Here is a 20,690-nt window from a genome sequence, read left to right on the forward strand (position 1 = left end):
AGCAAGGTTCAGAGCTTGCTGTTGCGCTGCTGGACCATCATGAAGGTGTCGTAGTTGTACTCGGCCACCTGCGCCCAGAGATAATGCTCCTTGCGGAACGCCTTGATCGAGTCCCAGATCTTCTTGAACGGCGCGTTCGAGGCTTCCATCTCGGCATAGACCTCGTTGGCCTTTTCGAAGCAGGCGGCCATGATCTCCTGGCTGAACGGACTCAACTTGGCGCCGCCGGCAACCAGCCGCTTCACCGCCGCCGGGTTGAGGTAGTCGTATTTCTGCAGCATGTTGGCATCGGCCGCTTGGGCGGCAGTGTGCACCAGCGACTTGTAAGCCGGCGAAAGTTCGTCGTATTTCGCCTTGTTGAACATCAGATGGACGGTCGGTCCACCTTCCCACCAGCCGGGATAGTAGTAATAGGGCGCAACCTTGTAGAAGCCGAGCTTCTCGTCATCATAAGGGCCAACCCATTCGGCGGCATCGATCGTGCCCTTTTCCAGCGCCGGATAAATGTCGCCACCGGCGATCTGCTGCGGAACCACGCCGAGCCTTTGCACCACTTTGCCGGCAAAACCGCCGATGCGCATCTTGAGGCCGGAAAGGTCGGCAACCGTTTTGATCTCCTTGCGAAACCAGCCGCCCATCTGCACGCCGGTATTGCCGCCCGGCAGCCCGAACAGACCCTGCGTCGCCAGGAACTCGTTGAACAGATCGATGCCCCCGCCATGATAGTGCCAGGCGTTGATGCCGCGCGCGTTGAGCGAAAACGGAACCGCCGCTCCCAGCGCCCAGGTCGGGTCCTTGCCCCAGTAATAGTATGCCACAGTATGGCAGGCCTCGACCGTGCCGGCTGTGGTGGCATCGGCGGCCTGCAGGCCGGGAACGAGTTCGCCGGAGGCGAAGACCTGGACCTGGAAGTTGCCGTCGGTCGCCTCCGAAAGCATCTTGGAAAACACTTCGGCACCGCCGTAGATCGTATCGAGCGACTTCGGGAAGGACGACGCCAGCCGCCAGGTTACTTTCGGATTGGACTGGGCGATGGCCGGCGCAGCAAGTGTCGCGGCAGCGGCCGCAGCGCCGAAACCGGTGGTGCCGGCCTTGCGGATGAACGAACGACGATCCATGAAGTTCCTCCCGTTTGGATCAACTGACCGACGTTCGGGACGCTTCGGCGCCCGCATCGGCTTCGAGCCGACAATACACAGGCAAGGAGTCGAGTCCAGCGCGGCAGCCCGGTTTGAGTGGCGCATTTCGGAGAAATTCACGGCGTTGGGCCAGATCTTGCAACTATAGTCTAACGTCGATTAACTGGTCTACGCGACACGCCGAAACTTGCCATGGAAATGCGCCTTCGGATCGCCTATTTTGCAGGCAGATAATTCGTTGCACCCGATGGGATCCGGACCAAATGCACCAGCCGCTCGTCGCCATATCGACCGACGTCCGCCAGTTCGACAATTACACCTGGCATGCCGCGCCGCAGCAATATCTTGAAGCGGCGCTTTCAGGGGCAGGCGTGTTCCCGCTGCTGGTACCGTCCTTCGGCGACCGGCTCGACTTCGATGAACTGCTTTCCGCCGTCGACGGCGTCATGGTCACCGGTTCGAAGTCCAACGTTCATCCCTCGCTCTACGGCGGTGACGCCAGTGAAGCCAATGGTCCCTACGACCCCGCCCGCGACGCCACCACGCTGCCGCTGATCCGCAGGGCGGTGGAGCGCGGAGTACCGCTGCTCGCGATCTGCCGCGGCATCCAGGAGATGAATGTGGCGCTGGGTGGCACGCTGGCCACTGAAATCCAGGAACGCGCCGGTTCGCTCGATCATCGTGCGCCTGCAAGCGACAATCAGGACGAACGCTTCGCCATCCGCCAGAGCGTGTCGATAAAACCCGGCAGCTGCCTGGCCGGGGTCTTCGGCGCCGGCGACATCATGGTCAATTCGGTGCATCGCCAGGCTGTCGACCGGCTTGGCTCAAAGCTGCAGGTCGAAGCGGTCGCCGCCGACGGCACTGTCGAGGCGGTCTCGGTGCGCGATGCACGGGCTTTCGCCGTCGGCGTCCAGTGGCATCCCGAATACTGGGTCAAATCGGACAGCATCTCGGTAAAGATATTTCGCGCTTTCGGCGACGCGGTGCGGCTGCATCAGGCGGCGAAATCGGGTGCGCGCGCTGCGGCAGAATAGCGCTCGTCAGTTGCCGGCCGACGCCAGGGTCAGTAGCGGTAGCGCCGGCGCGTAGGATTCGTAACCGTCGCCATCGGCGACCGAGAACATGACGATCGGATCGCTGCCGTTGGCGCTGAATGTGACCGTGCCGTCATCCTGCTCTCGCCAGAACTTCGCCTGCTCGACACCGGGCAACACCCGGCGGCAATTCGCGGCGACCGTCAACAGCGACAGGCCTTGCGAAATCTCGGCGCCACGGGTGACCGCACAAGACGCCTCGTCACCATGGGCTACCAGCCTGTAGGTGCTGGACGAAGGTGCTGGTTCACTGGCTGCGCGGCTTTGACCGCTACCGGCGTAAAACAGCTGGACGCTGCCTAACAGCGCAGCAATCGCCATCAATGCGGGAAGCGTTTTCATCCTGTTTCTCCGCGCATTTCAAGCGCGCCGTGTTCGATGTCATCAGGAGGAGGCGCGCTTCATCTTGCTGCCATGTGCTGTCAAGGGGACATACACTAGCCAAGGAGGCAGAATGATTCCGAAGGGTTAAGCTGAAGTTAACATAGGGCGGTCACGGCCTCGCCTTGACGTTTGCCGTCTCCGGCACCGGCGTCAGCGCCTTGCGCTGCGAAAACCACGAGACCAGATTGTCGACGCACAGGTCCGCCATGGCGCGGCGGGTGTGCTGCGAGGCCGAGCCGACATGAGGCAAAAGCGAGGTGTTGGGCGCGGCAAGCAACGCCGCAGGCACGTTCGGCTCGTCGGCAAAAACGTCTAGCCCGGCAGCGGCGATGCTGCCGCTGGCAAGTGCGGCGGCAAGAGCTGGTTCGTCGACCGTGCTGCCCCGGCCGATATTGACGTAGACGCCGTTCGGCCCCAGAGCCGAGAGGATTTCGGCATTGACGGCCTTGTCCGTCGAGGCCCCGCCGGGCGCCACCGAGATCAGCGTGTCGACCGCCTCGGCGAGACCTTTCAGCGTCGGGTGATAGTCATAGGACAGGCCTTCGACGCGGCGCCGGTTGTGATAGGCGATGGGCAGTCCGAAAGCATCGAGCCGGCGGGCAATGGCGAGGCCGATGCGGCCCATGCCGAAGATGCCGACATGGCGACCGCGCAAAGTCAGACGGCTCAGCGGATAGTTGCCGTTGCGCAACCAACTTCCGTCGCGCAGCCAGGCCTCGGCGCGCGGCAGTTCGCGGATGGTATTGATCAACAGGCCGAGCGCCGTGTCGGCGACCTCTTCGGTCAGCACATCCGGTGTGTTGGTGACCATGATGCCGCGCCGTGCGGCGTGGTGGACATCTACCGAATCATAGCCGACGCCGAAATTGGCGATAATCTCGAGCTTTGGCAGCGCGTCCATCAACGCGGCGCTTATGCCGCCAAAGGCGGCTATGCCGCGCACCGTAAGGCGCATCTCGTCGGTGACCAGCGACGGATCGGCGCGTTCGATCAGGACGCGGCTGAACGCCCCGTCGATGCGGCCGACCGCATGGTCGTTGAACTGGCCCGGCACCAGAATGGTGACAGCTTGCTGGTCGGTTTTTGTCATGCACGTTCCACCGGTTTGCCGGTCGACTGGCGCACATGCAGTTCCGGCTTGATCAGTTCCTGCGACGGCCGCACCGTCTGTCCGTTGAGTTTGTCGAGCAGCGCGCTGGCAGCGCGGCGGCCAACCTCACGCTGGCCGTTCCAGACCGTGGTTAGCGCCGGCGTCGCGATCGCCGCCTCCTCGAGGTCGTCATAACCAGTGACCGAAATGTCGATGCCCGGCACCAGACCAGCGCGGGCAATGCCGTTCATCAGGCCGATGGCGACGAGGTCATTCCAGCAGCAGGCCGCGGTCGGCCTGTCCTTTAGCGCCAGGAACTGCCCGGCAGCCTCGAAGCCGGCCTGCTTGGTGCGCGGGCCGGCGATGCGCCAGGACGGCCTGACCTCAAGCCCCGCCGCCTCCATGGCGTTGACATATCCCTGATAGCGGTCGCGGCCGGTCGACGTCTGATCGGTACCGCCGATCATTGCGATGCGCTTGTGGCCAAGCGAGATCAGATGGTTGGTGGCAAGCCCGGTGCCATAGGCATCGTCGCCGCGAAACACCGGCACGTCGGCACCTTCGACGGTGCGTGCAATCAGCACTGCCGGGAGACCGTTCTCCTCGGCCATGAATATGTCTTCGGGAGGCGTGCCGATGGCCGGCGACATGATGACCCCGTCAGCGCCGAGCTGCAGAAGCGTGTCGATGAAAGTGCGTTGTTTCTCGAGCTGGTCGTAGTGGTTCGACAGGATGAAGGTTTGCCGGCTGCGGTCAAGCTCGCTCTCTATCGAACGCAATATCTCGGCAAAGAACGGGTTCATGATGTCGTGGACGACGACGCCGACTATGCCCGAGCGCGAGGTGCGCAGGCTGGCGGCGCGGCGGTTGTAGATATAGCCGATGGCGCGGGCATGTTCCTTGATGCGGTCGCGGGTGCCGCCGGCGACCAGCGGGCTGTCGCGCAAGGCCAGCGAGACCGTGGCCGTGGACACGCCGAGCGCATCCGCGATGGTCGAAAGCTTGATCTTCTGTGCCAGCGCCCTGCGCTCCCGAAGCAATTTAAACTGTTTAAAGGCCGGCTCTTATGCCATCGATTCCGAGCAAATCAAAGTTTTTTTGCCAGCGCTTCCGCCTCCGCGTCCAGCGTCGCGCGGTTGCGCAAACGAAGCCGGTGCTCACGGTGAACGATGTAGAGGCCGCTGGCGACGATGACTGTGGCACCGACCAGCGTCCACCGATCGGGAAACTGGTTGAAGACGATCAGGCCGGAGATGATCATCCAGATCATCTGCGAATAGGGATAGGGAGCCAGGGCCGTGGTGGTGGCAAGGCGATAGGCCTGCACAAGAAGCCAATGACCGATGGCGCCGAAGACGCCAAGCATCAGCAATATGAACCAGTGCCAGCCATCCTGCGGCAGCGAAGGCGAAAACGGCAGTGTCGGCAAAAGCAGCACGGCCGGCGCCAGCGCCGAAAACAGGATGAGGCTTTCGGAGGTTTCCGTAGCCGACATGCGGCGCGTCATGATGACGTAGAAACTGTTCGACAGCATCGAGCCGAGCGCAAAGAGATGGCCGACGCCAAAAACGCCGACACCCGGCCGGGTGATGATGAGGACGCCGACAAAGCCGCTCATGATCGCCAGCCAGCGCCGCCAGCCGGCCCATTCGCCGAGCAACGGACCGGCAAGCGCGGTGATCACCATCGGGCCGAAGAAGTAGATCGAGGTGGTTTCCGCCAGTTGCAGCGTCCGCAGCGCCAGAATGTTGAACATCGTCGATCCGAACAGGAGCAGACCGCGCGTGATGTGCGCCGGCAGGTTGGCGGGACGAAAGCGCAGCGGCTCACGCCATCCGCGCAGAAAAACGCCGACGATCAGCACATGGACCGCGAAGCGGGTCCAGGCGACGATCAGCGCCGAGACGCCGGCCAGGACAAGGTACTTGCTGCTGGTGTCGAGGAAGGTGAAAAACACATAGACGGAAAGCATGCACAGGATCGCCGCCGGCGATGTCGCGCTTTCGTCATGTCTTGGGGAAGCATTCAATTTCAGGCCGGACGGGAAGCAAGGCAGTCCTTCACCCATGCGGGAATTGTCGCCTGCGGGCAAGCCAAAAGAGGCTGGCACAACGACAGGCTAAGGTTTTGTTGCTGGTGGCCGACGAGTCAAGCGTGCATGCGGGCACCCTTGGTGATCCTGTCGACGAGTTTCTTTTCGGCGCGAAGCGCGATGCCGACCACCTTGGCATCCTCCGGCGCAAATTCGGCAAAGACGGCACGGTTGGCCAGATCATAACCAGTCGAAAACATTTCCTCGACATAGAGCGATACCGTCACACCACGCTCCAGCGCCCGCCGCTGGATCGCGCCGAGCGTCTGGCCGTCCGCCGAAAGCACGATGACCGGCTGGATCGACAGCGGGTTGTAGATATTGCCGGCGCGATCACGGTAGGGGTCGCCGATAATGTCGGGAAATTGCGCGACGATGCCGCTGGTCAGAAAGGCGGTGACATTGAGCTTTTGCCAGACGGGAAGATCATCCTTGAGCACGATTGCAAATTTCGTATCGAACATGCGACAGTTTCCAATCCGAAAGGGGCCAATCCGAGGCTGCGAGAAAAGCGATGCCGCACGGTCTAGACGGGGAAGCCTTTCAGGGTCTTGGACGTTTGTGCGTGGATGCAGCCGAAAACTGCATCGTACCGGCACCCCGTGCTGCCGGCATGGAACGCATCGAGGCCCGGTTCCACGGCAACGCCTTCGATCTCCATCGCCACGACACCTATGCGATCGGGGTGACGCTTTATGGCGTGCAGCGCTTCCGCTATCGCGGCCAAATGCATCTGAGCCTGCCTGGCCAGATCATTATCCTTCATCCCGACGAACTGCACGATGGCGGTGCCGGCACCGAAGACGGCTTGCGATACAGAATGCTCTATTTGGAGCCGTCCCTGATGCTCGATTGTCTCGGCGGCGGATCACTGCCGTTCGTGAGGAATGCCGTGGTGACAGACCGCGATCTCCGCGCGACGCTGCTTTCGGCGCTCGGGCCGCTGGATCAGCAACTGGACGAGCTGTTTGTCGTCGATTTCATGACGCAGCTTATGCAAAGCCTGGCCCGGCACGCCGGTCAGCCGGCGAAACCGGTAGCGAAAACGGCGTGGCGCGCCGCCAACCTGGCGCGCGACTACCTGGAGGAAAATGTCGCGCGGATTGTACGTTCAGACGAATTGGAGGCGATAACCGGATTGGACCGTTATGCCCTGTCGCGGCATTTTCGCGCGACCTTCTCGACCAGCCCGCACCGGTTCCTGTTGATGCGCCGGCTTCAGCGAGCCCGTCGGATGATCGAAGCCGACGAGCCGCTGGCGCAAATCGCAATCGCCGCCGGCTTCAGTGATCAAAGCCATTTCAATCGGCATTTCAAGAAGGCGTTCGGCGTCACACCGGGACGTTGGTCGGCACTGACGCGGCGGCCGTCAGCGGCGAACGCGTGAGCTATTCAAGCATCTTGTCTTCGATATCCAGTTCGTCGTCCGGGAGCACCATTTCGCCGTTCGACAGGTTCGCCTCGACGCGGGCAAGCAGCTTGAACAGCGCTTTCTGATCCTTCTTGTCGAGACCCTTCAATGCCTGCTTTTCGGTCTTCTTCACCGATTTCTCGATGGCGTGGATGATTTCGCGGCCGGTGTCGGTGAGGAAAATATGCGCCTGGCGGGCATCGGCGGAGGAGGCGCGCTTTTCCAGAAAACCCTGCGCCTGCAGCCGGTTGATGGTCTTGGTGATGGTCGGCGGACGCACGCCGAGGCGGCCGGCAAGGTTGCCGGGCGTCTGCCCGTCCTCGCGGTCGAGCGCCAGCATGATCTGGTCCTGGCCGGCATAGAAACCATGCGCCAGAAGCCGGGCGGCGAGCGCCGTGCGAGCCAGCCGCGCCGCCGAATGCAGCCGGCTCATTGTTGCAGTCTTGTCCGCCTTGGCCATGCGCATCCCTCCTCGGCCGAACCGGTGCGGACAGCATAAAAGCAGCCCGCCGGTTGGCAATGACCATCGAAAACATTCCGGCTCGGAAAATAGCTTTGCCGGCAAGCTTCGCGGTGTTCGCCGTGGCTAATGCCAGATGTTTATTTCAGTTAGATGACAAACGACTTTCCGCAATGGCTGGATGGGGACGTGACGAGGCGTTCTCAACCGGCCTTCACCGCGACCACCATCAAGGCCTGAAAGGCGTCCGCCATTTCCCGCAGCGCTGCCTGCGACAGCAGCCCGGCCTGCCGCGCAATGCCGTCCCGCGCGTTCGATGTATCGCGTTTTCCGGGGCGATCTTTATAGGGCGCGACGGTGGCGAATATCTGCTCGCTGAGGCTGTCGGGGAAGAACATCTGGCCGGTCATACCGAGCGGTCGTCAGGGAAAATCTTGAAATGGATGTGGGTGGTGCGGCCGCGATACCAGCCGGGATAGATGGTGGCGAAAGAAGCGATGCCGCTTTCATCGGTTCTCTGCCAGCCCCGCAGAAAGCTCTGGCCGGACGTGTCGATATCCTGCCCGTCGCCCTGTCCGGGATAGCCGGAATAGGCGCCCTGGGCGTCGCAATGCCAGATGTCGACGCGTGCGCCGGGAAGCGGCCGGCAGGCGGCGTCGACGATTTGCAGCCGCACATTGAGGGCGATGCCCTTCTTGCCCTCGGTGATATCGGCGCGTTCGAGCTTCGGGTCGAAATAGAACGGCCCTTCGGTGACCTCAGGCGTGATGGCGCAGACGCCGGCACCGGCTTCGAACAAAGCAAGCCCGGCATAGGGCGAGACCTTCCCGGCCCTTGCACCGGCGGGCAGGAATATGCCGCCAGCGGTAACCGCAACGAGACGGAGCGCCTGCCGGCGGCTTAGTGGCAAGGACTTGTCGGACATCTGGCGTCTCTTCAATGCGAACAGCCCTCGTGAAATGACCTTTTGCCTATCTAAGCCCACCGCCAACCCGCGCCAATGAAAGTTCGGCAATGTGAGGAAAGTTCGGCAATACCAGCCTCTCTTTGGTCCACCGGTTTGGCTGGTGCAAAAGCCGAGCACACATCCTATATGGAGCCGACAATCCCTATTCGAGGCACAATATGAGCGACGCACAGACGCAGATCCCCGTAACCGTCCTCACCGGCTATCTTGGCGCCGGCAAGACGACACTGCTCAACCGCATCCTTTCGGAAAACCATGGCAAGCGCTACGCGGTCATCGTCAATGAATTCGGCGAGATCGGCATCGACAACGAGCTGATCGTGGAATCCGACGAGGAAATCTACGAGATGAACAATGGCTGCGTCTGCTGCACCGTGCGCGGCGACCTGATCCGCGTCGTCGAAGGCCTGATGCGCCGGCCCGGCCGCTTCGACGCCATCGTCGTCGAGACCACAGGCCTCGCCGATCCCGTGCCGGTAGCACAAACCTTCTTCATGGACGACGACGTGCGTTCCAAGACCAGGCTCGATGCGGTGGTGGCGCTGGTCGACGCCAAGCACCTGCCGCTGCGCCTCAAGGATTCCCGCGAGGCCGAGGACCAGATCGCCTTTGCCGATGTCGTCGTGCTCAACAAGACCGATCTCGTCACCCCCGAAGAGCTGAGCAAGGTGGAGGCAACGATCCGCGCCATCAACCCGGCGGCACGAATCCATCGCACCACGCGCGCCAGCGTGGCGCTGTCCGAGGTGCTGGATCGCGGTGCCTTCGACCTGTCCCGGGCGCTGGAGAACGATCCGCACTTCCTCGAGGCGCATGACGATCACGACCATCATGATCATGATCACCACCACCACGATCACGACGGCCATTATCACCACGATCATGACGGCCATCATCATGCGCACCCTTCCGACATCCATGACGTGACCGTGCAGTCGGTGTCGCTGCGCGGTGGCGAGATGGACCCGAAAAAGTTCTTCCCGTGGATCGAGAAGGTCACCCAGATGGAAGGCCCGAACATCCTGCGGCTGAAAGGGATCATCGCGCTGAAAGGCGATGACGAGCGCTATGTCATCCAGGGCGTGCACATGATCATCGAGGGCGACCACCAGCGCGCCTGGAAGGACGGCGAGAAACACGAGAGCCGGCTGGTGTTCATCGGACGCGAACTCGATGCCGAGCGGCTGAAGACAAGCTTCGAGGCCTGCCAGGCCGCTTGATTTTAGCTACCTTCTTCCTTTTCCCCCTTGTGGGAGGAGGGGCAGCCGCAACGCTGGCGCTCTCTACTCACGACGATCCGAAGCACGGGTTGAGACGGGCGGCTCAACCCCTTAAGGGTGAGGCAGCAGAAACCTCGGACGGAATTATCTCTCATGCCCACAGTCGCCCCGCTCGATCTCGAAGGCCACTGCCTCGCCGCCGTGTTCCTCGGCGACGTGCCGCACTTTGCGCTGGCTGACGGCACAATCCATCGGCTCGACCACGGCCACAAGACGGTGCAGGCCAATGACGGGATGCTCGCCGCCTTCCATGATGCGGCGAACGACCGGCTGATCACCGGTGGTGAGGACGGCAGGATCTTTGCCGTGACCGCTGGCGGCAATACCGCGGAATTGGCGACCGCAGGCAAAAAATGGATCACCAGCGTCGCCGCCGGGCCGCAAGGCGCTGCTGCCTATGCTTCGGGCAAGATTGCCTATGTGCGCTTTGCCGACGGCAAAACCAGGGAATTCTCGCATCCGCGCTCGGTCGAGGGGCTGGCCTTCTCGCCCAAGGGCATGCGCTTCGGCGTTGCCCGCTACAATGGCGCGACGCTGCATTTCCCGGCCGCCGACGGCAAGCCGGTCGAACTCGAATGGGCCGGTGCCCACACCGGCATCACCTTCTCGCCGGACGGCGGCTTCGTCGTCACCACCATGCAGGAAAACGCGCTGCATGGCTGGAAGCTCGCCGACGGCAAGCACATGCGGATGTCCGGCTACCCCGGCAAGGTCAAAAGCCTGTCGTGGAGCGCCAAGGGCAAATGGCTGGCGAGTTCCGGCGCGCCGGCGGCGATCGTCTGGCCGTTTTCAGGCAAGGACGGGCCGATGGGCAAGGCGCCGCTGGAACTCGGCACGCGCGGCAATGCGATGGTCACCTCCGTCGCCTGTCACCCGAGCCAGGACGTCGTTGCTGTCGGCTATGATGACGGCATGGTGATGGCGGTGCGTTTCGCCGACGCCAGGGAAGTGCTTTTGCGCCGGCCGGGCAAGGGCGCCGTCACCTCGATGATGTGGGACAGGCAAGAGCGCCGCGTCGTCTTCGGCAGTGCTGCCGGCGACTGCGGCGTCATCGATATTTCGGCGTAGCCTGTTACTTACTCGGCTCCGCAAGATACTTTGCCGGTCAATTCATCCGGTTTGCCGTCCTTTTCGGCATCAGCCGTAACATCATAGATTGAGAGCAAATAGCGGCCGTCATAGACGCCTTCGTCGCTGGCCTTGGTCAGGATCGCCAGTTCGACATAGCCGTAGGCATTTTCGACCTGCCGTTCGTGGTAGACAAGCAGCCGCAGTTCCTTGTTGTCGAGCCAATATTGCGTGAGGTTCTGATCCCCGAACACCGTCTTGCGCAGACTGTCGGCAGCCGGCCTGCCCAGAATTTCGAGCTCGCCGCTAAAATTGAAGGTCGGCCCGCCCATGCCTCTGGTGACCCCGGCACCGACCTGAAATTTGACGGCTGCATCCTCGGCGGAACACCAGATGCCGCCCGATGCCAGAGCCGCACCAACCGACGACAGCAGCGTTGCTGCGCAGACGATCGCCCGCACCATCTTGTCCCCTCCGGCCGAAGTACCATTGGCGCCCGAAGGCGGCTCGCGGTCAAGCGCCTGTTTCCATTTAAATGACCGCTGACCCAACACAGGGCAGCCGCCCGGCCAATTGCGGTGGCGGATGCCGATTGTCTAAACTGCAACTGAGAGGGGCCGCCATGAACGTCATCGACCATGCAAAGACTTCTATCGGCGGCATCGGCCCGGCCCGGATCGCCGAGTTGTACGAGACCGAGGCAGAAGTCTTCCGCCAGGCGCGGCCGAAATCGATGGCCATAATCGGCAATGGCTTGCCCGGCTTCTTCGGCGGCGTGCCGATGCACTGGATGAACGACTGGCCGACGCCTTTCCCGATTCTGGTCGACAGCGCCAGGGGCGCCACGATCACCGACATCGACGGCAACCGACTGGACGATTTCTGTCTTGGCGACACCGGCTCGATGTTCGGCCATTCGCCGCCGCCGGTCGCCCGCGCTATCCGCCGGCAGGCCGGACGCGGCCTGACCTACATGCTGCCTGCCGAGGACGCGCTCGCCATCGGGCCGCTACTGCAGCAGCGTTTCGGTTTGCCGTTGTGGCAGATCGCGACGACGGCGACCGATGCCAACCGCTTCGCGCTGCGGGTTGCCCGCGCCGTTACCGGCCGGGAGAAGATACTGGTCTTCAACGGCTGCTATCATGGCTCGGTCGACGAGACGATGGTGCGGCTGGTCGCCGGGAAAGCGGTGAACCGACCGGGACTGACCGGCGAGTTCCGCGACCTGACGCGGGCGACCGAGATCGTCGAGTTCAACGACCTGCCGGCGCTCGACGCGGCACTCCGGGGCAACGATGTCGCCTGCGTCATCGCCGAGCCGGTGCTGACCAATTCCTGCATGGTGCTGCCTGAAGCCGGCTTTCATGATGGCTTGCGGCGTCTTACTCGTGCGACCGGCACGCTGCTGCTAATCGACGAGACGCATACCATCTCGACCGGACCCGGTGGCTATACGAGGAAATTCGGGCTGGAGCCTGATCTGTTCGTGCTCGGCAAGCCGATCGCCGGCGGCGTGCCGGCCAGTGTGTGGGGGATGAGCGAGGACGTCGCGACCCGCTATGCCGCCTATAACAGGGTAAAGGAGCCGGGCTATTCGGGCATGGGCACGACACTGTCGGGCAATCCGCTGCAATTCGCGGCGATGCGCGCCACATTGGAAGAGGTGATGACCGACGAGGCCTACGGCCAGACGGATCATTTGGCGCGGCGGCTCGACGCCGGACTGACCGCCGTCATCGACCGCTACCGGCTGCCTTGGCATGTCTCACGTGTCGGCGCCCGCGTCGAGTTCATCTGCGCGCCCGGCCCGCTGAGGAATGGCGGCCAAGCGGAAGCAGCCCATGCGCCCGAACTCGAAGCGGCGATCCATGTCGCGCTGGTCAATCGCGGCGTGTTGATCGCGCCCTTCCACAACATGATGCTGATCTCCCCGGCCACGAGTGCGGCCCAGGTGAACCGGCTGATCAGCGCCTTCGCGGCGGTTGCGGCCAGGCTCACGGCGTGAGACAAGCTTGCGACATGAGAGAAGCACGCAAGCCAGATTTGAGTTCCATAGTGACGTCACCTTCGGGTTCCACGCCGGCAGAGGCGCGAGCCTTTCTCGAGGCCCATCCCGAGATCGAAGCCTTCGATATCGTGCTGACCGACGCCAACGGTGTCGGGCGCGGCAAGATCGTGCGCCGGCACGAACTGACGAGCATCTTCGAGAACGGCCGGCACATGCCAATCTCGATCCTCGGCCTCGATATCACCGGCGAGGACGTGCACGAGACCGGGCTGATCTGGACGACTGGCGACGGCGATCTCCGGGCATGGCCGATCCCTGGCACGCTGGTGCCGCTGTTCGGCACACAGCCGCCGCGCGGCCAGGTGCTGATGGCGATGTACCATCTCGACGGCCAGCCGATGTCGTCCGACCCGCGGCTGGCGCTCGCCCGCCAGGTAGATATCCTTGCGGCCAAGGGCCTGCATCCGGCCGGCGCCTTCGAGCTCGAATTCTTCCTGCTCGCCAACGAGCGCGATGCCGAAGGCAAGGTGCAGCCGGCGCACGCGGTGCTCGACGGACGCCGCTCGGCCAAGACCGAGGTCTATTCCGTAGACCATCTGCACGGCATGGAGCCACTGTTTTCCGACATCTATGCTGCAGCCAAGGTGCAAGGCATCCCGGCCGAGACGGTCATTTCCGAATATGCGCCGGGCCAGTACGAATTGACTCTCAACTACCGCAAGGATGTGATGCGGGCGGCTGATGATCTCGTCATGCTCAAGCGTCTGGTGCGGGCGCAGGCGCGCCGTCATGGTGTCACCGCTTGCTTCATGGCCAAGCCGATCGAGAAATATGCCGGCTCGGGCATGCATTTTCATGTCTCGCTGCTGGACGATGCCGGCAAGAATGTCTTTGCCGAAACCGGCGGTGAAAGCTGGTCGCTGCCGCTGCTGCGCGGCCTCGGCGGACTGATCCAGACGATGGCGGAATCGATGCTGGTCTTTGCGCCGCACGCCAACTCGTGGCGGCGCTTCGTCTCGCAATCCTATGCGCCGGTGGCGCCGACCTGGGGCGTCAACAACCGTTCGGTGGCATTGCGTGTGCCGGCCGGCGACGCAAAAAATCGGCGCATCGAGCACCGGCCATCGGGCGTCGACGCGAATCCTTACCTTGTGGCAGCAACGGTGCTGGCAGGCATCGTCAAAGGCCTTGACGAAGGCCTCGATCCCGGTCCCGAAACCACCGGCAATGGCTACGAATCGGCCGTCACGCGCACGACGATGCCGGTCGACTGGCGTGCCGCGATCGAGGCGGCAAGGGCGTCGAGTTTCCTCAAGGGCGCATTGGGCGAAGACCTGCACCGGACGTTCGTGGCGATCAAGCAATCGGAATATCTGCGCGTGGCGCGCACGGTCAGCGAACTGGATTATCACCTCTATCTGCACGAGGTGTAGGGCATCACATCGTCGGCCATCCGCCGTCGAAGGCCCATGCGGAATAATTTCAGCGGAACCTTCGGCGGGCTTTGCTCATTGCGTGTCTGATTGCAGGAGCGAACAAGGCCGCCTTAGTCATGATCGCCAGGATGCAGACAACCCCGACGCCGCACCATGCCAAGGTGCAGGCAAGAAGCTTGCCTGCAAGCAAGTCTCCGGAAACGACAGAAATCGACGCCAGAACGATTCCTGAACTGCGCGAAACGGCCAAGATCTGCCGCCGCTGTCCGCTATGGCACGACGCCACGCAGACGGTGTTCGGTGAAGGCCCTGATAAAGCCAAGGTGATCTTCGTCGGCGAACAGCCGGGCGACCAGGAGGATCTGGCGGGCAAGCCTTTCGTCGGCCCGGCCGGCAAGGTGTTCGACGCGATCCTGGACGATGCGGGCGTCGATCGGCTGAAAGTCTACGTCACCAACGCGGTCAAGCATTTCAAGTTCGAGCCGCGCGGCAAGCGGCGCATCCACTCGAAGCCCAATGCCGGCGAGGTGCAGGCTTGCCGCTGGTGGCTCGACAAGGAGATCGATCTGATCAAGCCCAATCTGGCGGTAGCGCTCGGCGCGACGGCGGCGCAGGCGCTGCTCGGCAAGGTGGTGCCGATCATGAAGATGCGCGGGGCGGTGGTGGAGCGCGACGATGGCTTGCGTGTCTTCGTCACCATCCACCCGTCCTTCATCCTGCGCATTCGCGAGCCGATGGACAAGCAGGCCGAACGCGAACGGTTCCTGCAGGATATGAGAGCGGTGAAAAAGCTGATGGCCGCCTGAGCTATTTGATCAATATCGCCCGGAAATCGTTGACGTTTGTGCCGGTCGGACCGGATACGAAAAGGTCATCTACGGCATTGAATGCCGTCCAGGCGTTGTTGCCGGCAAGCATGGCCTTGGCATCGACGCCCGCCTTACGCATCCGCGACACCGTCGAGCCGTCGGCGAAGGCGCCGGCATTGTCTTCCGAACCGTCTATGCCGTCGGTGTCGGCGGCCAGTGCGTGCACGCCCGCCATGCCGCTGATGCCAATGGCGAAGGCGAGCAGGAATTCCGAGTTGCGACCGCCTTTGCCTTTTGCGCGCAAGGTCACCGTCGTCTCGCCGCCGGACAGGATCAGAACCGGTTTTGCAAACGGCCGGTTGCGCGTCGCCACTTCGCGCGCGATCGCGGCGTGGACGCCGCCGACCTCACGCGCTTCGCCCTCGATGGAATCGGAGAGAATGACCGCCTGAATGCCTTGGCGCTTTGCTTCGGCCGCTGCGGCTTCCAGCGAGACGCCGGCGGAAGCGATCAGATGCACCTCGTTGCGGATAAAACGCGGGTCGTCCGGTCGTGGCGCATCGGCCGCCGGCGAATTGATATGCGCCATGACCGAAGCCGGCAGGTTCATGCCATAGGCAGCGATCGACGCCAATGCGTCCTTACGACTGCCTATATCCGGTACGGTCGGACCAGAAGCGACCAGAGCCGGATCGTCGCCCGGAATGTCAGAAACAACCAGCGAGACCACCTTGGCTGGATATGCGGCGGCCGCCAGCCTGCCGCCCTTGATTGTGGAAAGATGTTTGCGGATGGTGTTCATCGCGGCGATCGGCGCGCCGGAGGCGAGCAGCGCCTCGCTGACGGCGATCTCGTCGGCCAGCGTCAGACCTTCGGCAGGTGACGGCAGCAGCGCCGAGCCGCCGCCCGAAATGAGCGCCACGACGAGGTCGTCCGCAGTCAGTCCCTGGACTTTTTCGAGCAGCCGCCGGGAAGCTGCGAGCCCCGCGGCATCCGGCACCGGATGCGCCGCCTCGATGATCTCGATGCGCCGGCAGGCCGCGCCATAGCCGTAGCGGGTGACGACCAAACCTTCGATCGGCCGGTCCCACACTTTCTCGAAAGCCGCCGCCATCTGCGCCGAGCCTTTTCCTGCACCGATGACGATCGTGCGGCCCTTCGGCCTTGCCGGCAAATGATCTTTGATCGTCCTCTGGGGATCGGCGGCGGCAACGGCGGCGTTGAAGATGGCGGTGAGGAAGGGCTTGGGGTCTACCTCTGTCATTTTGCTTCCGCCGGCAATGCCAGCTCGCGCGCGTCGATGCGGAGATGCTCACACAGCGCATCGACCACCACGCCGTGGTCCTCACCCTCCGGCAGGCCCGAGACGGCGATCACGCCGATGACGCCGGCGCCCTTGACAGTGATGGGAAAGCCGCCGCCGGCCAGCACATAGTCGGCAATATCCAGTCCCTCGCCAGGCTTGAAGCTGCGGTCGGGGCGCTGCTGCTCCAGCACCATGCGGTAGGTGCTTTTCAAGAACCGTCGCACCACGTTGATCTTGCGCCGCGCCCAATCCGGATTGGAAGCATTCGAGCCGGGCATTGCCGCATAGAACAGCGGCCGGTCGAAGGTTCTGATATCGACGATGATCGGCAGGTTTTCCTTGAGAGCCCGGTCGCGGATCGCCGAGCCGATCTCGAAAGCGACGGCTTCATCGAAGGCCGAAAAGACAAGCGTGGCTTCCTGTTTCTTGATCAGAGCGATGTCGTCCGCAACGGCCATGTCGTTCCCCTGTCAACTTCGCCGCACGCTTTGCCGGATGGCTGCCGCACGGTCAAGCCGGTCGCATGCGACAGCTAAACCGCCATGTCGGTCTTGGCCGCGCGGCCGGCGACATAGACCTCGCGCACGGCGCGGTCGTCGCCGAGCGTCTGCAGCAGAAACAATTCCTCGGCGAGCGTGTCCGCCGTCTCGACCCGCAGCCGCATCGCCGGCGTGGCGCGGGCGTCGAGCACGACGATATCTGCGTCGCTGCCTTCCTCCAGAGTGCCGATCTTTTCCGCAAGCGACAGCGCCTCGGCATTGCCGCGGGTCAATTGCCAGAACGACTGGAACGGATTGAGCTTCTCGCCGTTCAGCGCGATCACCTTGTAGCCCTCGTCCATGGTGCGCAGCATCGAATAGTTGGTGCCACCGCCGACGTCGGTGGCGGCGGCGATGCGAAGCGGCTTCTCGCGGCGGCGATAGCGCTGATAATCGAAAAGGCCCGAGCCGAGAAACAGGTTGGAAGTCGGGCAGAACACCGCCACCGAGCCGCTATCGGAAAGCGCGTCCGCCTCGCGTTCCGAGAGATGGATGCAATGGCCGAACATGCTTCTGCGGCCGAGCAGCCCGTAATGCTCATAGACATCGGTATAGTCGCGCGCCTGCGGATGAAGCTGCTGCGTGAAGGCGATCTCGGCATGGTTTTCCGACAAATGCGTCTGCATGTGCAGATCAGGATATTCGCGGCAGAGCGCGCCCGCCATCTCCAATTGCTCGGGCGACGAGGTGATGGCGAAGCGCGGGGTGATGGCATAGTGCTGGCGCCCCTTGCCGTGCCACTCCTCGATCAACGCCTTGCTGTCGTCATAACCCGATTGCGGCGTGTCGAGCACGCCTTCCGGCGCGTTGCGGTCCATCATCACCTTGCCGGCGATATTGAGCATGTTGCGGTCATGCGACTCGGCAAAGAACGCTTCGGCAGATTCCTTGTGCACCGAGCAATAGGCTGCGACAGTCGTCGTGCCGTGGCGCAACACTTCATCCAGGAACAGCCTGGCGATACGGCGGCCATGCTGGGCGTTCTGGAACTTGGTCTCTTCCGGAAAGGTGTAGGTGTTCAGCCAGTCGAGCAGCTCGGCGCCGAAGGAAGCGATGACCTGCATCTGCGGAAAATGCGCGTGCGCATCGATGAACCCGGGCAGCAGCAGATGTGGCCTATGGTCGATCTTTTTTGTTCCCTCGCCCGCCTTTCTCTCGACTTCGGCATAGGCGCCAGCGGCAACGATCCTTCCGTCGCGCATCAGCAAGCCGCCATCTTGCTCGTAGCGCCAGGCGGAATGGTCGTCGATAGTTTCTGGCCAGCGCAAAAACGACAGCGTGCGGCCGCGCAGGAGCGTGCTGGTCATGCTATTTCCCCGCGCCTTCGAACCAGGCTACCAGCAGTGCCCGTTCCTTGTCGGTGATCTGGGTGACGTTGGCGGGCGGCATGGCGTGGCTGCGTCCGGCCTGCAGGTAGATCTCGCCGGCGTGCTCGGCGATGCCGGCATCGGTATCGAGCATCACGCCCTTGGGCGCGTGGTAAATGCCCTCGTAGGACGGCTCCGCCGCATGGCACATCGAACAGCGGCCAAGCACCGTATCACGCACGGCGGGGAAATGCGCCGAGGCGACGTAGACCTGTGCCGCCGAGGACGTTTTGACCTCGCCGGTCAGCAGCTTCGGTGCCGTCGACAGCCAGATGATGACGACGAATAGGACGGCGGCGGCCAGCCAGGTCCAGGTTGGATTACCTTTGCGCGCATGCCTGGTGTTGAAATAGTGCCGGATCAGCACGCCGATGATGAACACAAGCGAGGCAATGACCCAGTTGAACTCTGTGCCGAACGCCAGCGGATAATGGTTCGACAGCATCAGGAACAAAACCGGCAGCGTCAGGTAGTTGTTGTGCAGCGAGCGCTGTTTGGCGATCTTGCCGTATTTCGGATCGGGCTTACGGCCGGCGATCAGATCGGCGACAACGATCTTCTGGTTGGGGATGATGACCATGAAAACGTTGGCCGACATGATCGTCGCGGTGATTGCGCCGAGATGCAGAAAGGCGGCGCGGCCGGTGAACAGGTGGGTCAGCCCCCAGGCGATGAACACCAGCACGCCGTAGAGCACCAGCATCAGGCCGGTGTCGCTGTTGCCAAGCGGTGAACGGCACAAGAGATCGTAGACCACCCAGCCTACGCCGATCGTCGCCAGCGACAGCAAGATGCCTGTAGGCACCGACATGGCGAGCACATTGGGATCGATCAGGAACAGGTCCGCCCCGGCATAGTAGACGACGCACAGCATGGCGAAACCCGACAGCCAGGTGGCGTAGGATTCCCATTTGAACCAGGTCAGGTGCTCGGGCATTTCGGCCGGTGCCACCAGATATTTCTGCACGTGGTAGAAGCCGCCGCCATGCACCTGCCATTCCTCACCGAAGGCTCCGGCAGGCATGCCCGGACGCTGGCGCAGGCCAAGGTCGAGCGCGACGAAATAAAAGGACGATCCAATCCAGGCGATGCCGGTGACGACGTGCAGCCAGCGCACGGCGAAACTCAGCCAATCCCAGAATATCGCGAAATCCATCATGAAAAATCGTCCCTGCCGATCGGCTGACTTTACGGGTTGGAGCGCAAACGGAAAGGGCCGAGACGCACGATGACTTTCAAAAAAAATTGGAAAATACTAGGCTGATCATACGCAGCCACATGAGAGCCACGAAAGCCGCATGGCCTATCTCGATAACATCGCCGTTTTCGTCCGTGTCGTCGAGCTCGGCAATTTGTCGGCGGCTGGACGCGACATGCGCATTTCGCCGGCGGTCGCTTCCAACCGGATCAAGGAGCTCGAGAAGCACCTGGGCGTCAGGCTGTTCAACCGTACGACGCGGCAGTTGATGCCGACCGAGCACGGCACGGTGTTCTACTCCGGCGCCAAGCAGGTGCTGGAGGCGGTCACCGAGGCGGAAGCGGCGGTCAGCGCATTATCCGGCCAGCCGCGCGGCACCATAAAGGTGACAGCGCCGCTCGGCCTCGGGCGGCGGCTGGTAGCATCCGGCATCCCGGATTTCCACGACAGGTACCCCGATATCGAGGTACGACTCCGGCTTTCCGATCACAATGTCGATATCATGAAGGAAGGCATCGACGTTGCCTTCCGGCTGGGCATCATCGAGGATTCCAGCCTGAGGATGCGCGGCATCATGGAATGCGAGCGCGTGCTGGTGGCGGCCCCACAATATCTGGAGGCGCGCGGCGAACCGAGAGAGCCACAGGAACTGATCGGCAAGAAGCACGATTGCCTGATGCTGCGCTATTCCGGCGCGCGTGAATATGTCTGGACGCTGCAGACGCCGAACGGGCCGCAAAAGTTCGAGGTGCACGGCCCCTACGATACCGATGATGGCGACGTGCTGACCGGCTGGGCGCTGTCCGGCCGCGGCATCATCAACAAACCGCGCTTCGAGGTCGAGCCGTTTATCCGCGACCAGCGGCTGAAGGTGATCCTGAGCAACACGCCGCCGACGCCGGTGCAGTTTGCCGCCGTCTACCCACACAAAAAGCTGCAGGATCCGAAGGTGCGGCTGCTGCTCGATTTCATGGCCGAGCGCTGCCAGCGGCTGATCCGGGATATTCTGGCCGGCAAATGATCGCCGGCTGGCCGGTTG

General features: G+C 62.8%; 23 protein-coding genes. 8 read left to right on the plus strand and 15 right to left on the minus strand.

What is annotated here, in order from left to right; genetic code table 11:
• Nucleotides 1-8: 8 nt before the first annotated feature.
• Nucleotides 9-1,118 (minus strand): TRAP transporter substrate-binding protein, encoded by a 1,110-nt coding sequence (locus NKH83_RS22005; protein ID WP_352469878.1) that lies wholly within the window; start codon nucleotides 1,116-1,118, stop codon nucleotides 9-11.
• A 284-nt stretch (nucleotides 1,119-1,402) separates the two neighbouring features.
• Here NKH83_RS22005 and NKH83_RS22010 point away from each other — a divergent pair, with 284 nt between their 5' ends.
• The gene (locus NKH83_RS22010; RefSeq protein WP_352807403.1) at nucleotides 1,403-2,176 is read left to right on the plus strand and encodes a gamma-glutamyl-gamma-aminobutyrate hydrolase family protein; all 774 of its coding nucleotides are present in this window, start codon (nucleotides 1,403-1,405) and stop codon (nucleotides 2,174-2,176) included.
• Between the two features lie 6 nt (nucleotides 2,177-2,182).
• Here NKH83_RS22010 and NKH83_RS22015 read toward each other — a convergent pair whose 3' ends face one another.
• The 6 genes from NKH83_RS22015 to NKH83_RS22040 form a co-directional block, all read right to left on the minus strand.
• Nucleotides 2,183-2,578 (minus strand): hypothetical protein, encoded by a 396-nt coding sequence (locus NKH83_RS22015; RefSeq protein ID WP_352700894.1) that lies wholly within the window; start codon nucleotides 2,576-2,578, stop codon nucleotides 2,183-2,185.
• A gap of 151 nt (nucleotides 2,579-2,729) precedes the next feature.
• Nucleotides 2,730-3,710, minus strand: a complete 981-nt coding sequence (locus tag NKH83_RS22020) for a 2-hydroxyacid dehydrogenase (protein WP_352807408.1) — start codon at nucleotides 3,708-3,710, stop codon at nucleotides 2,730-2,732.
• Nucleotides 3,707-4,729: a LacI family DNA-binding transcriptional regulator gene (locus NKH83_RS22025; RefSeq protein WP_254816382.1), complete on the minus strand. Its 1,023-nt coding sequence runs from the start codon at nucleotides 4,727-4,729 to the stop codon at nucleotides 3,707-3,709. Before NKH83_RS22025 ends, NKH83_RS22020 begins: the two co-directional genes overlap by 4 nt.
• Nucleotides 4,730-4,797: 68 nt before the next feature.
• On the minus strand, nucleotides 4,798-5,682 hold the full coding sequence (locus tag NKH83_RS22030; protein ID WP_352767319.1) for a DMT family transporter: 885 nt from the start codon (nucleotides 5,680-5,682) through the stop codon (nucleotides 4,798-4,800).
• Between the two features lie 176 nt (nucleotides 5,683-5,858).
• Nucleotides 5,859-6,266, minus strand: a complete 408-nt coding sequence (locus NKH83_RS22035; RefSeq protein WP_352505890.1) for a DUF2000 family protein — start codon at nucleotides 6,264-6,266, stop codon at nucleotides 5,859-5,861.
• Nucleotides 6,267-6,328: 62 nt separating this feature from the next.
• Nucleotides 6,329-6,463, minus strand: a complete 135-nt coding sequence (locus NKH83_RS22040; RefSeq protein WP_352751874.1) for a hypothetical protein — start codon at nucleotides 6,461-6,463, stop codon at nucleotides 6,329-6,331.
• On the opposite strand from NKH83_RS22040, the gene NKH83_RS22045 reads away from it, so the two are divergent.
• A complete protein-coding gene (locus NKH83_RS22045) occupies nucleotides 6,416-7,189 on the plus strand; it encodes an AraC family transcriptional regulator (protein ID WP_352807568.1) in 774 nt (257 codons plus the stop codon). The genes NKH83_RS22040 and NKH83_RS22045 overlap by 48 nt on opposite strands.
• 1 nt (nucleotide 7,190) lies before the next feature.
• Here the strand turns inward: NKH83_RS22045 and NKH83_RS22050 are convergent, their stop codons facing one another.
• The 3 genes from NKH83_RS22050 to NKH83_RS22060 form a co-directional block, all read right to left on the minus strand.
• The gene (locus tag NKH83_RS22050) at nucleotides 7,191-7,673 is read right to left on the minus strand and encodes a MarR family winged helix-turn-helix transcriptional regulator (RefSeq protein ID WP_254816029.1); all 483 of its coding nucleotides are present in this window, start codon (nucleotides 7,671-7,673) and stop codon (nucleotides 7,191-7,193) included.
• Between the two features lie 203 nt (nucleotides 7,674-7,876).
• On the minus strand, nucleotides 7,877-8,083 hold the full coding sequence (locus NKH83_RS22055; RefSeq protein ID WP_352807411.1) for a peptidase associated/transthyretin-like domain-containing protein: 207 nt from the start codon (nucleotides 8,081-8,083) through the stop codon (nucleotides 7,877-7,879).
• Nucleotides 8,080-8,598, minus strand: a complete 519-nt coding sequence (locus tag NKH83_RS22060) for a dioxygenase family protein (RefSeq protein ID WP_352807414.1) — start codon at nucleotides 8,596-8,598, stop codon at nucleotides 8,080-8,082. Before NKH83_RS22060 ends, NKH83_RS22055 begins: the two co-directional genes overlap by 4 nt.
• Nucleotides 8,599-8,798: 200 nt before the next feature.
• On the opposite strand from NKH83_RS22060, the gene NKH83_RS22065 reads away from it, so the two are divergent.
• Together NKH83_RS22065 and NKH83_RS22070 are read left to right on the plus strand one after the other, a co-directional pair.
• Nucleotides 8,799-9,860 (plus strand): CobW family GTP-binding protein, encoded by a 1,062-nt coding sequence (locus NKH83_RS22065; RefSeq protein ID WP_352807417.1) that lies wholly within the window; start codon nucleotides 8,799-8,801, stop codon nucleotides 9,858-9,860.
• A 153-nt stretch (nucleotides 9,861-10,013) separates the two neighbouring features.
• Nucleotides 10,014-10,988 (plus strand): WD40 repeat domain-containing protein, encoded by a 975-nt coding sequence (locus tag NKH83_RS22070; protein ID WP_352807420.1) that lies wholly within the window; start codon nucleotides 10,014-10,016, stop codon nucleotides 10,986-10,988.
• 8 nt (nucleotides 10,989-10,996) lie between these two features.
• On the opposite strand, the gene NKH83_RS22075 is transcribed toward NKH83_RS22070, so the two are convergent.
• Nucleotides 10,997-11,452: a hypothetical protein gene (locus NKH83_RS22075; protein ID WP_302893581.1), complete on the minus strand. Its 456-nt coding sequence runs from the start codon at nucleotides 11,450-11,452 to the stop codon at nucleotides 10,997-10,999.
• Between the two features lie 158 nt (nucleotides 11,453-11,610).
• Here NKH83_RS22075 and NKH83_RS22080 point away from each other — a divergent pair, with 158 nt between their 5' ends.
• The 3 genes from NKH83_RS22080 to NKH83_RS22090 all read left to right on the plus strand — a co-directional run bounded on the left by NKH83_RS22080 (nucleotide 11,611) and on the right by NKH83_RS22090 (nucleotide 15,238).
• Nucleotides 11,611-12,993, plus strand: a complete 1,383-nt coding sequence (locus tag NKH83_RS22080; RefSeq protein WP_352807423.1) for an aspartate aminotransferase family protein — start codon at nucleotides 11,611-11,613, stop codon at nucleotides 12,991-12,993.
• A 14-nt stretch (nucleotides 12,994-13,007) separates the two neighbouring features.
• Entirely contained in the window at nucleotides 13,008-14,429 is a 1,422-nt protein-coding gene (locus tag NKH83_RS22085; RefSeq protein WP_352807425.1) for a glutamine synthetase family protein, read from the plus strand.
• Nucleotides 14,430-14,515: 86 nt separating this feature from the next.
• Nucleotides 14,516-15,238 (plus strand): UdgX family uracil-DNA binding protein, encoded by a 723-nt coding sequence (locus NKH83_RS22090; protein WP_352807570.1) that lies wholly within the window; start codon nucleotides 14,516-14,518, stop codon nucleotides 15,236-15,238.
• A gap of 1 nt (nucleotide 15,239) precedes the next feature.
• Here NKH83_RS22090 and NKH83_RS22095 read toward each other — a convergent pair whose 3' ends face one another.
• The 4 genes from NKH83_RS22095 to NKH83_RS22110 all read right to left on the minus strand — a co-directional run bounded on the left by NKH83_RS22095 (nucleotide 15,240) and on the right by NKH83_RS22110 (nucleotide 19,612).
• Nucleotides 15,240-16,505, minus strand: a complete 1,266-nt coding sequence (locus NKH83_RS22095) for a glycerate kinase type-2 family protein (RefSeq protein WP_352807428.1) — start codon at nucleotides 16,503-16,505, stop codon at nucleotides 15,240-15,242.
• On the minus strand, nucleotides 16,502-17,005 hold the full coding sequence (locus tag NKH83_RS22100; RefSeq protein ID WP_352480071.1) for a heme-degrading domain-containing protein: 504 nt from the start codon (nucleotides 17,003-17,005) through the stop codon (nucleotides 16,502-16,504). Before NKH83_RS22100 ends, NKH83_RS22095 begins: the two co-directional genes overlap by 4 nt.
• Nucleotides 17,006-17,079: 74 nt before the next feature.
• Nucleotides 17,080-18,393 carry a guanine deaminase gene (guaD, locus tag NKH83_RS22105; protein ID WP_352807432.1) on the minus strand — a complete coding sequence of 438 codons (1,314 nt, stop codon included), beginning with the start codon at nucleotides 18,391-18,393 and terminating at the stop codon, nucleotides 17,080-17,082.
• A 1-nt stretch (nucleotide 18,394) separates the two neighbouring features.
• On the minus strand, nucleotides 18,395-19,612 hold the full coding sequence (locus NKH83_RS22110; protein ID WP_352568396.1) for a urate hydroxylase PuuD: 1,218 nt from the start codon (nucleotides 19,610-19,612) through the stop codon (nucleotides 18,395-18,397).
• Between the two features lie 139 nt (nucleotides 19,613-19,751).
• Here NKH83_RS22110 and NKH83_RS22115 point away from each other — a divergent pair, with 139 nt between their 5' ends.
• Nucleotides 19,752-20,672 carry a LysR family transcriptional regulator gene (locus tag NKH83_RS22115; RefSeq protein WP_352807437.1) on the plus strand — a complete coding sequence of 307 codons (921 nt, stop codon included), beginning with the start codon at nucleotides 19,752-19,754 and terminating at the stop codon, nucleotides 20,670-20,672.
• Nucleotides 20,673-20,690: the final 18 nt, after the last annotated feature.

The organism is Mesorhizobium sp. M0909 (genome assembly GCF_040319515.1).
In the GTDB taxonomy this organism is placed as follows: domain Bacteria; phylum Pseudomonadota; class Alphaproteobacteria; order Rhizobiales; family Rhizobiaceae; genus Mesorhizobium.

Bases quoted from the DNA above. Each gene is read 5' to 3' on its own strand.
- NKH83_RS22005 (WP_352469878.1), bottom strand. From the start codon at position 1,118: ATGGATCGTCGTTCGTTCATCCGCAAGGCCGGCACCACCGGTTTCGGC.
- NKH83_RS22010 (WP_352807403.1), top strand. From the start codon at position 1,403: ATGCACCAGCCGCTCGTCGCCATATCGACCGACGTCCGCCAGTTCGAC.
- NKH83_RS22015 (WP_352700894.1), bottom strand. From the start codon at position 2,578: ATGAAAACGCTTCCCGCATTGATGGCGATTGCTGCGCTGTTAGGCAGC.
- NKH83_RS22020 (WP_352807408.1), bottom strand. From the start codon at position 3,710: ATGACAAAAACCGACCAGCAAGCTGTCACCATTCTGGTGCCGGGCCAG.
- NKH83_RS22030 (WP_352767319.1), bottom strand. From the start codon at position 5,682: ATGCTTTCCGTCTATGTGTTTTTCACCTTCCTCGACACCAGCAGCAAG.
- NKH83_RS22035 (WP_352505890.1), bottom strand. From the start codon at position 6,266: ATGTTCGATACGAAATTTGCAATCGTGCTCAAGGATGATCTTCCCGTC.
- NKH83_RS22045 (WP_352807568.1), top strand. From the start codon at position 6,416: ATGGAACGCATCGAGGCCCGGTTCCACGGCAACGCCTTCGATCTCCAT.
- NKH83_RS22040 (WP_352751874.1), bottom strand. From the start codon at position 6,463: ATGGAGATCGAAGGCGTTGCCGTGGAACCGGGCCTCGATGCGTTCCAT.
- NKH83_RS22050 (WP_254816029.1), bottom strand. From the start codon at position 7,673: ATGGCCAAGGCGGACAAGACTGCAACAATGAGCCGGCTGCATTCGGCG.
- NKH83_RS22055 (WP_352807411.1), bottom strand. From the start codon at position 8,083: ATGACCGGCCAGATGTTCTTCCCCGACAGCCTCAGCGAGCAGATATTC.
- NKH83_RS22060 (WP_352807414.1), bottom strand. From the start codon at position 8,598: ATGTCCGACAAGTCCTTGCCACTAAGCCGCCGGCAGGCGCTCCGTCTC.
- NKH83_RS22065 (WP_352807417.1), top strand. From the start codon at position 8,799: ATGAGCGACGCACAGACGCAGATCCCCGTAACCGTCCTCACCGGCTAT.
- NKH83_RS22070 (WP_352807420.1), top strand. From the start codon at position 10,014: ATGCCCACAGTCGCCCCGCTCGATCTCGAAGGCCACTGCCTCGCCGCC.
- NKH83_RS22075 (WP_302893581.1), bottom strand. From the start codon at position 11,452: ATGGTGCGGGCGATCGTCTGCGCAGCAACGCTGCTGTCGTCGGTTGGT.
- NKH83_RS22080 (WP_352807423.1), top strand. From the start codon at position 11,611: ATGAACGTCATCGACCATGCAAAGACTTCTATCGGCGGCATCGGCCCG.
- NKH83_RS22085 (WP_352807425.1), top strand. From the start codon at position 13,008: ATGAGAGAAGCACGCAAGCCAGATTTGAGTTCCATAGTGACGTCACCT.
- NKH83_RS22095 (WP_352807428.1), bottom strand. From the start codon at position 16,505: ATGACAGAGGTAGACCCCAAGCCCTTCCTCACCGCCATCTTCAACGCC.
- NKH83_RS22100 (WP_352480071.1), bottom strand. From the start codon at position 17,005: ATGGCCGTTGCGGACGACATCGCTCTGATCAAGAAACAGGAAGCCACG.
- guaD (WP_352807432.1), bottom strand. From the start codon at position 18,393: ATGACCAGCACGCTCCTGCGCGGCCGCACGCTGTCGTTTTTGCGCTGG.
- NKH83_RS22110 (WP_352568396.1), bottom strand. From the start codon at position 19,612: ATGATGGATTTCGCGATATTCTGGGATTGGCTGAGTTTCGCCGTGCGC.
- NKH83_RS22115 (WP_352807437.1), top strand. From the start codon at position 19,752: ATGGCCTATCTCGATAACATCGCCGTTTTCGTCCGTGTCGTCGAGCTC.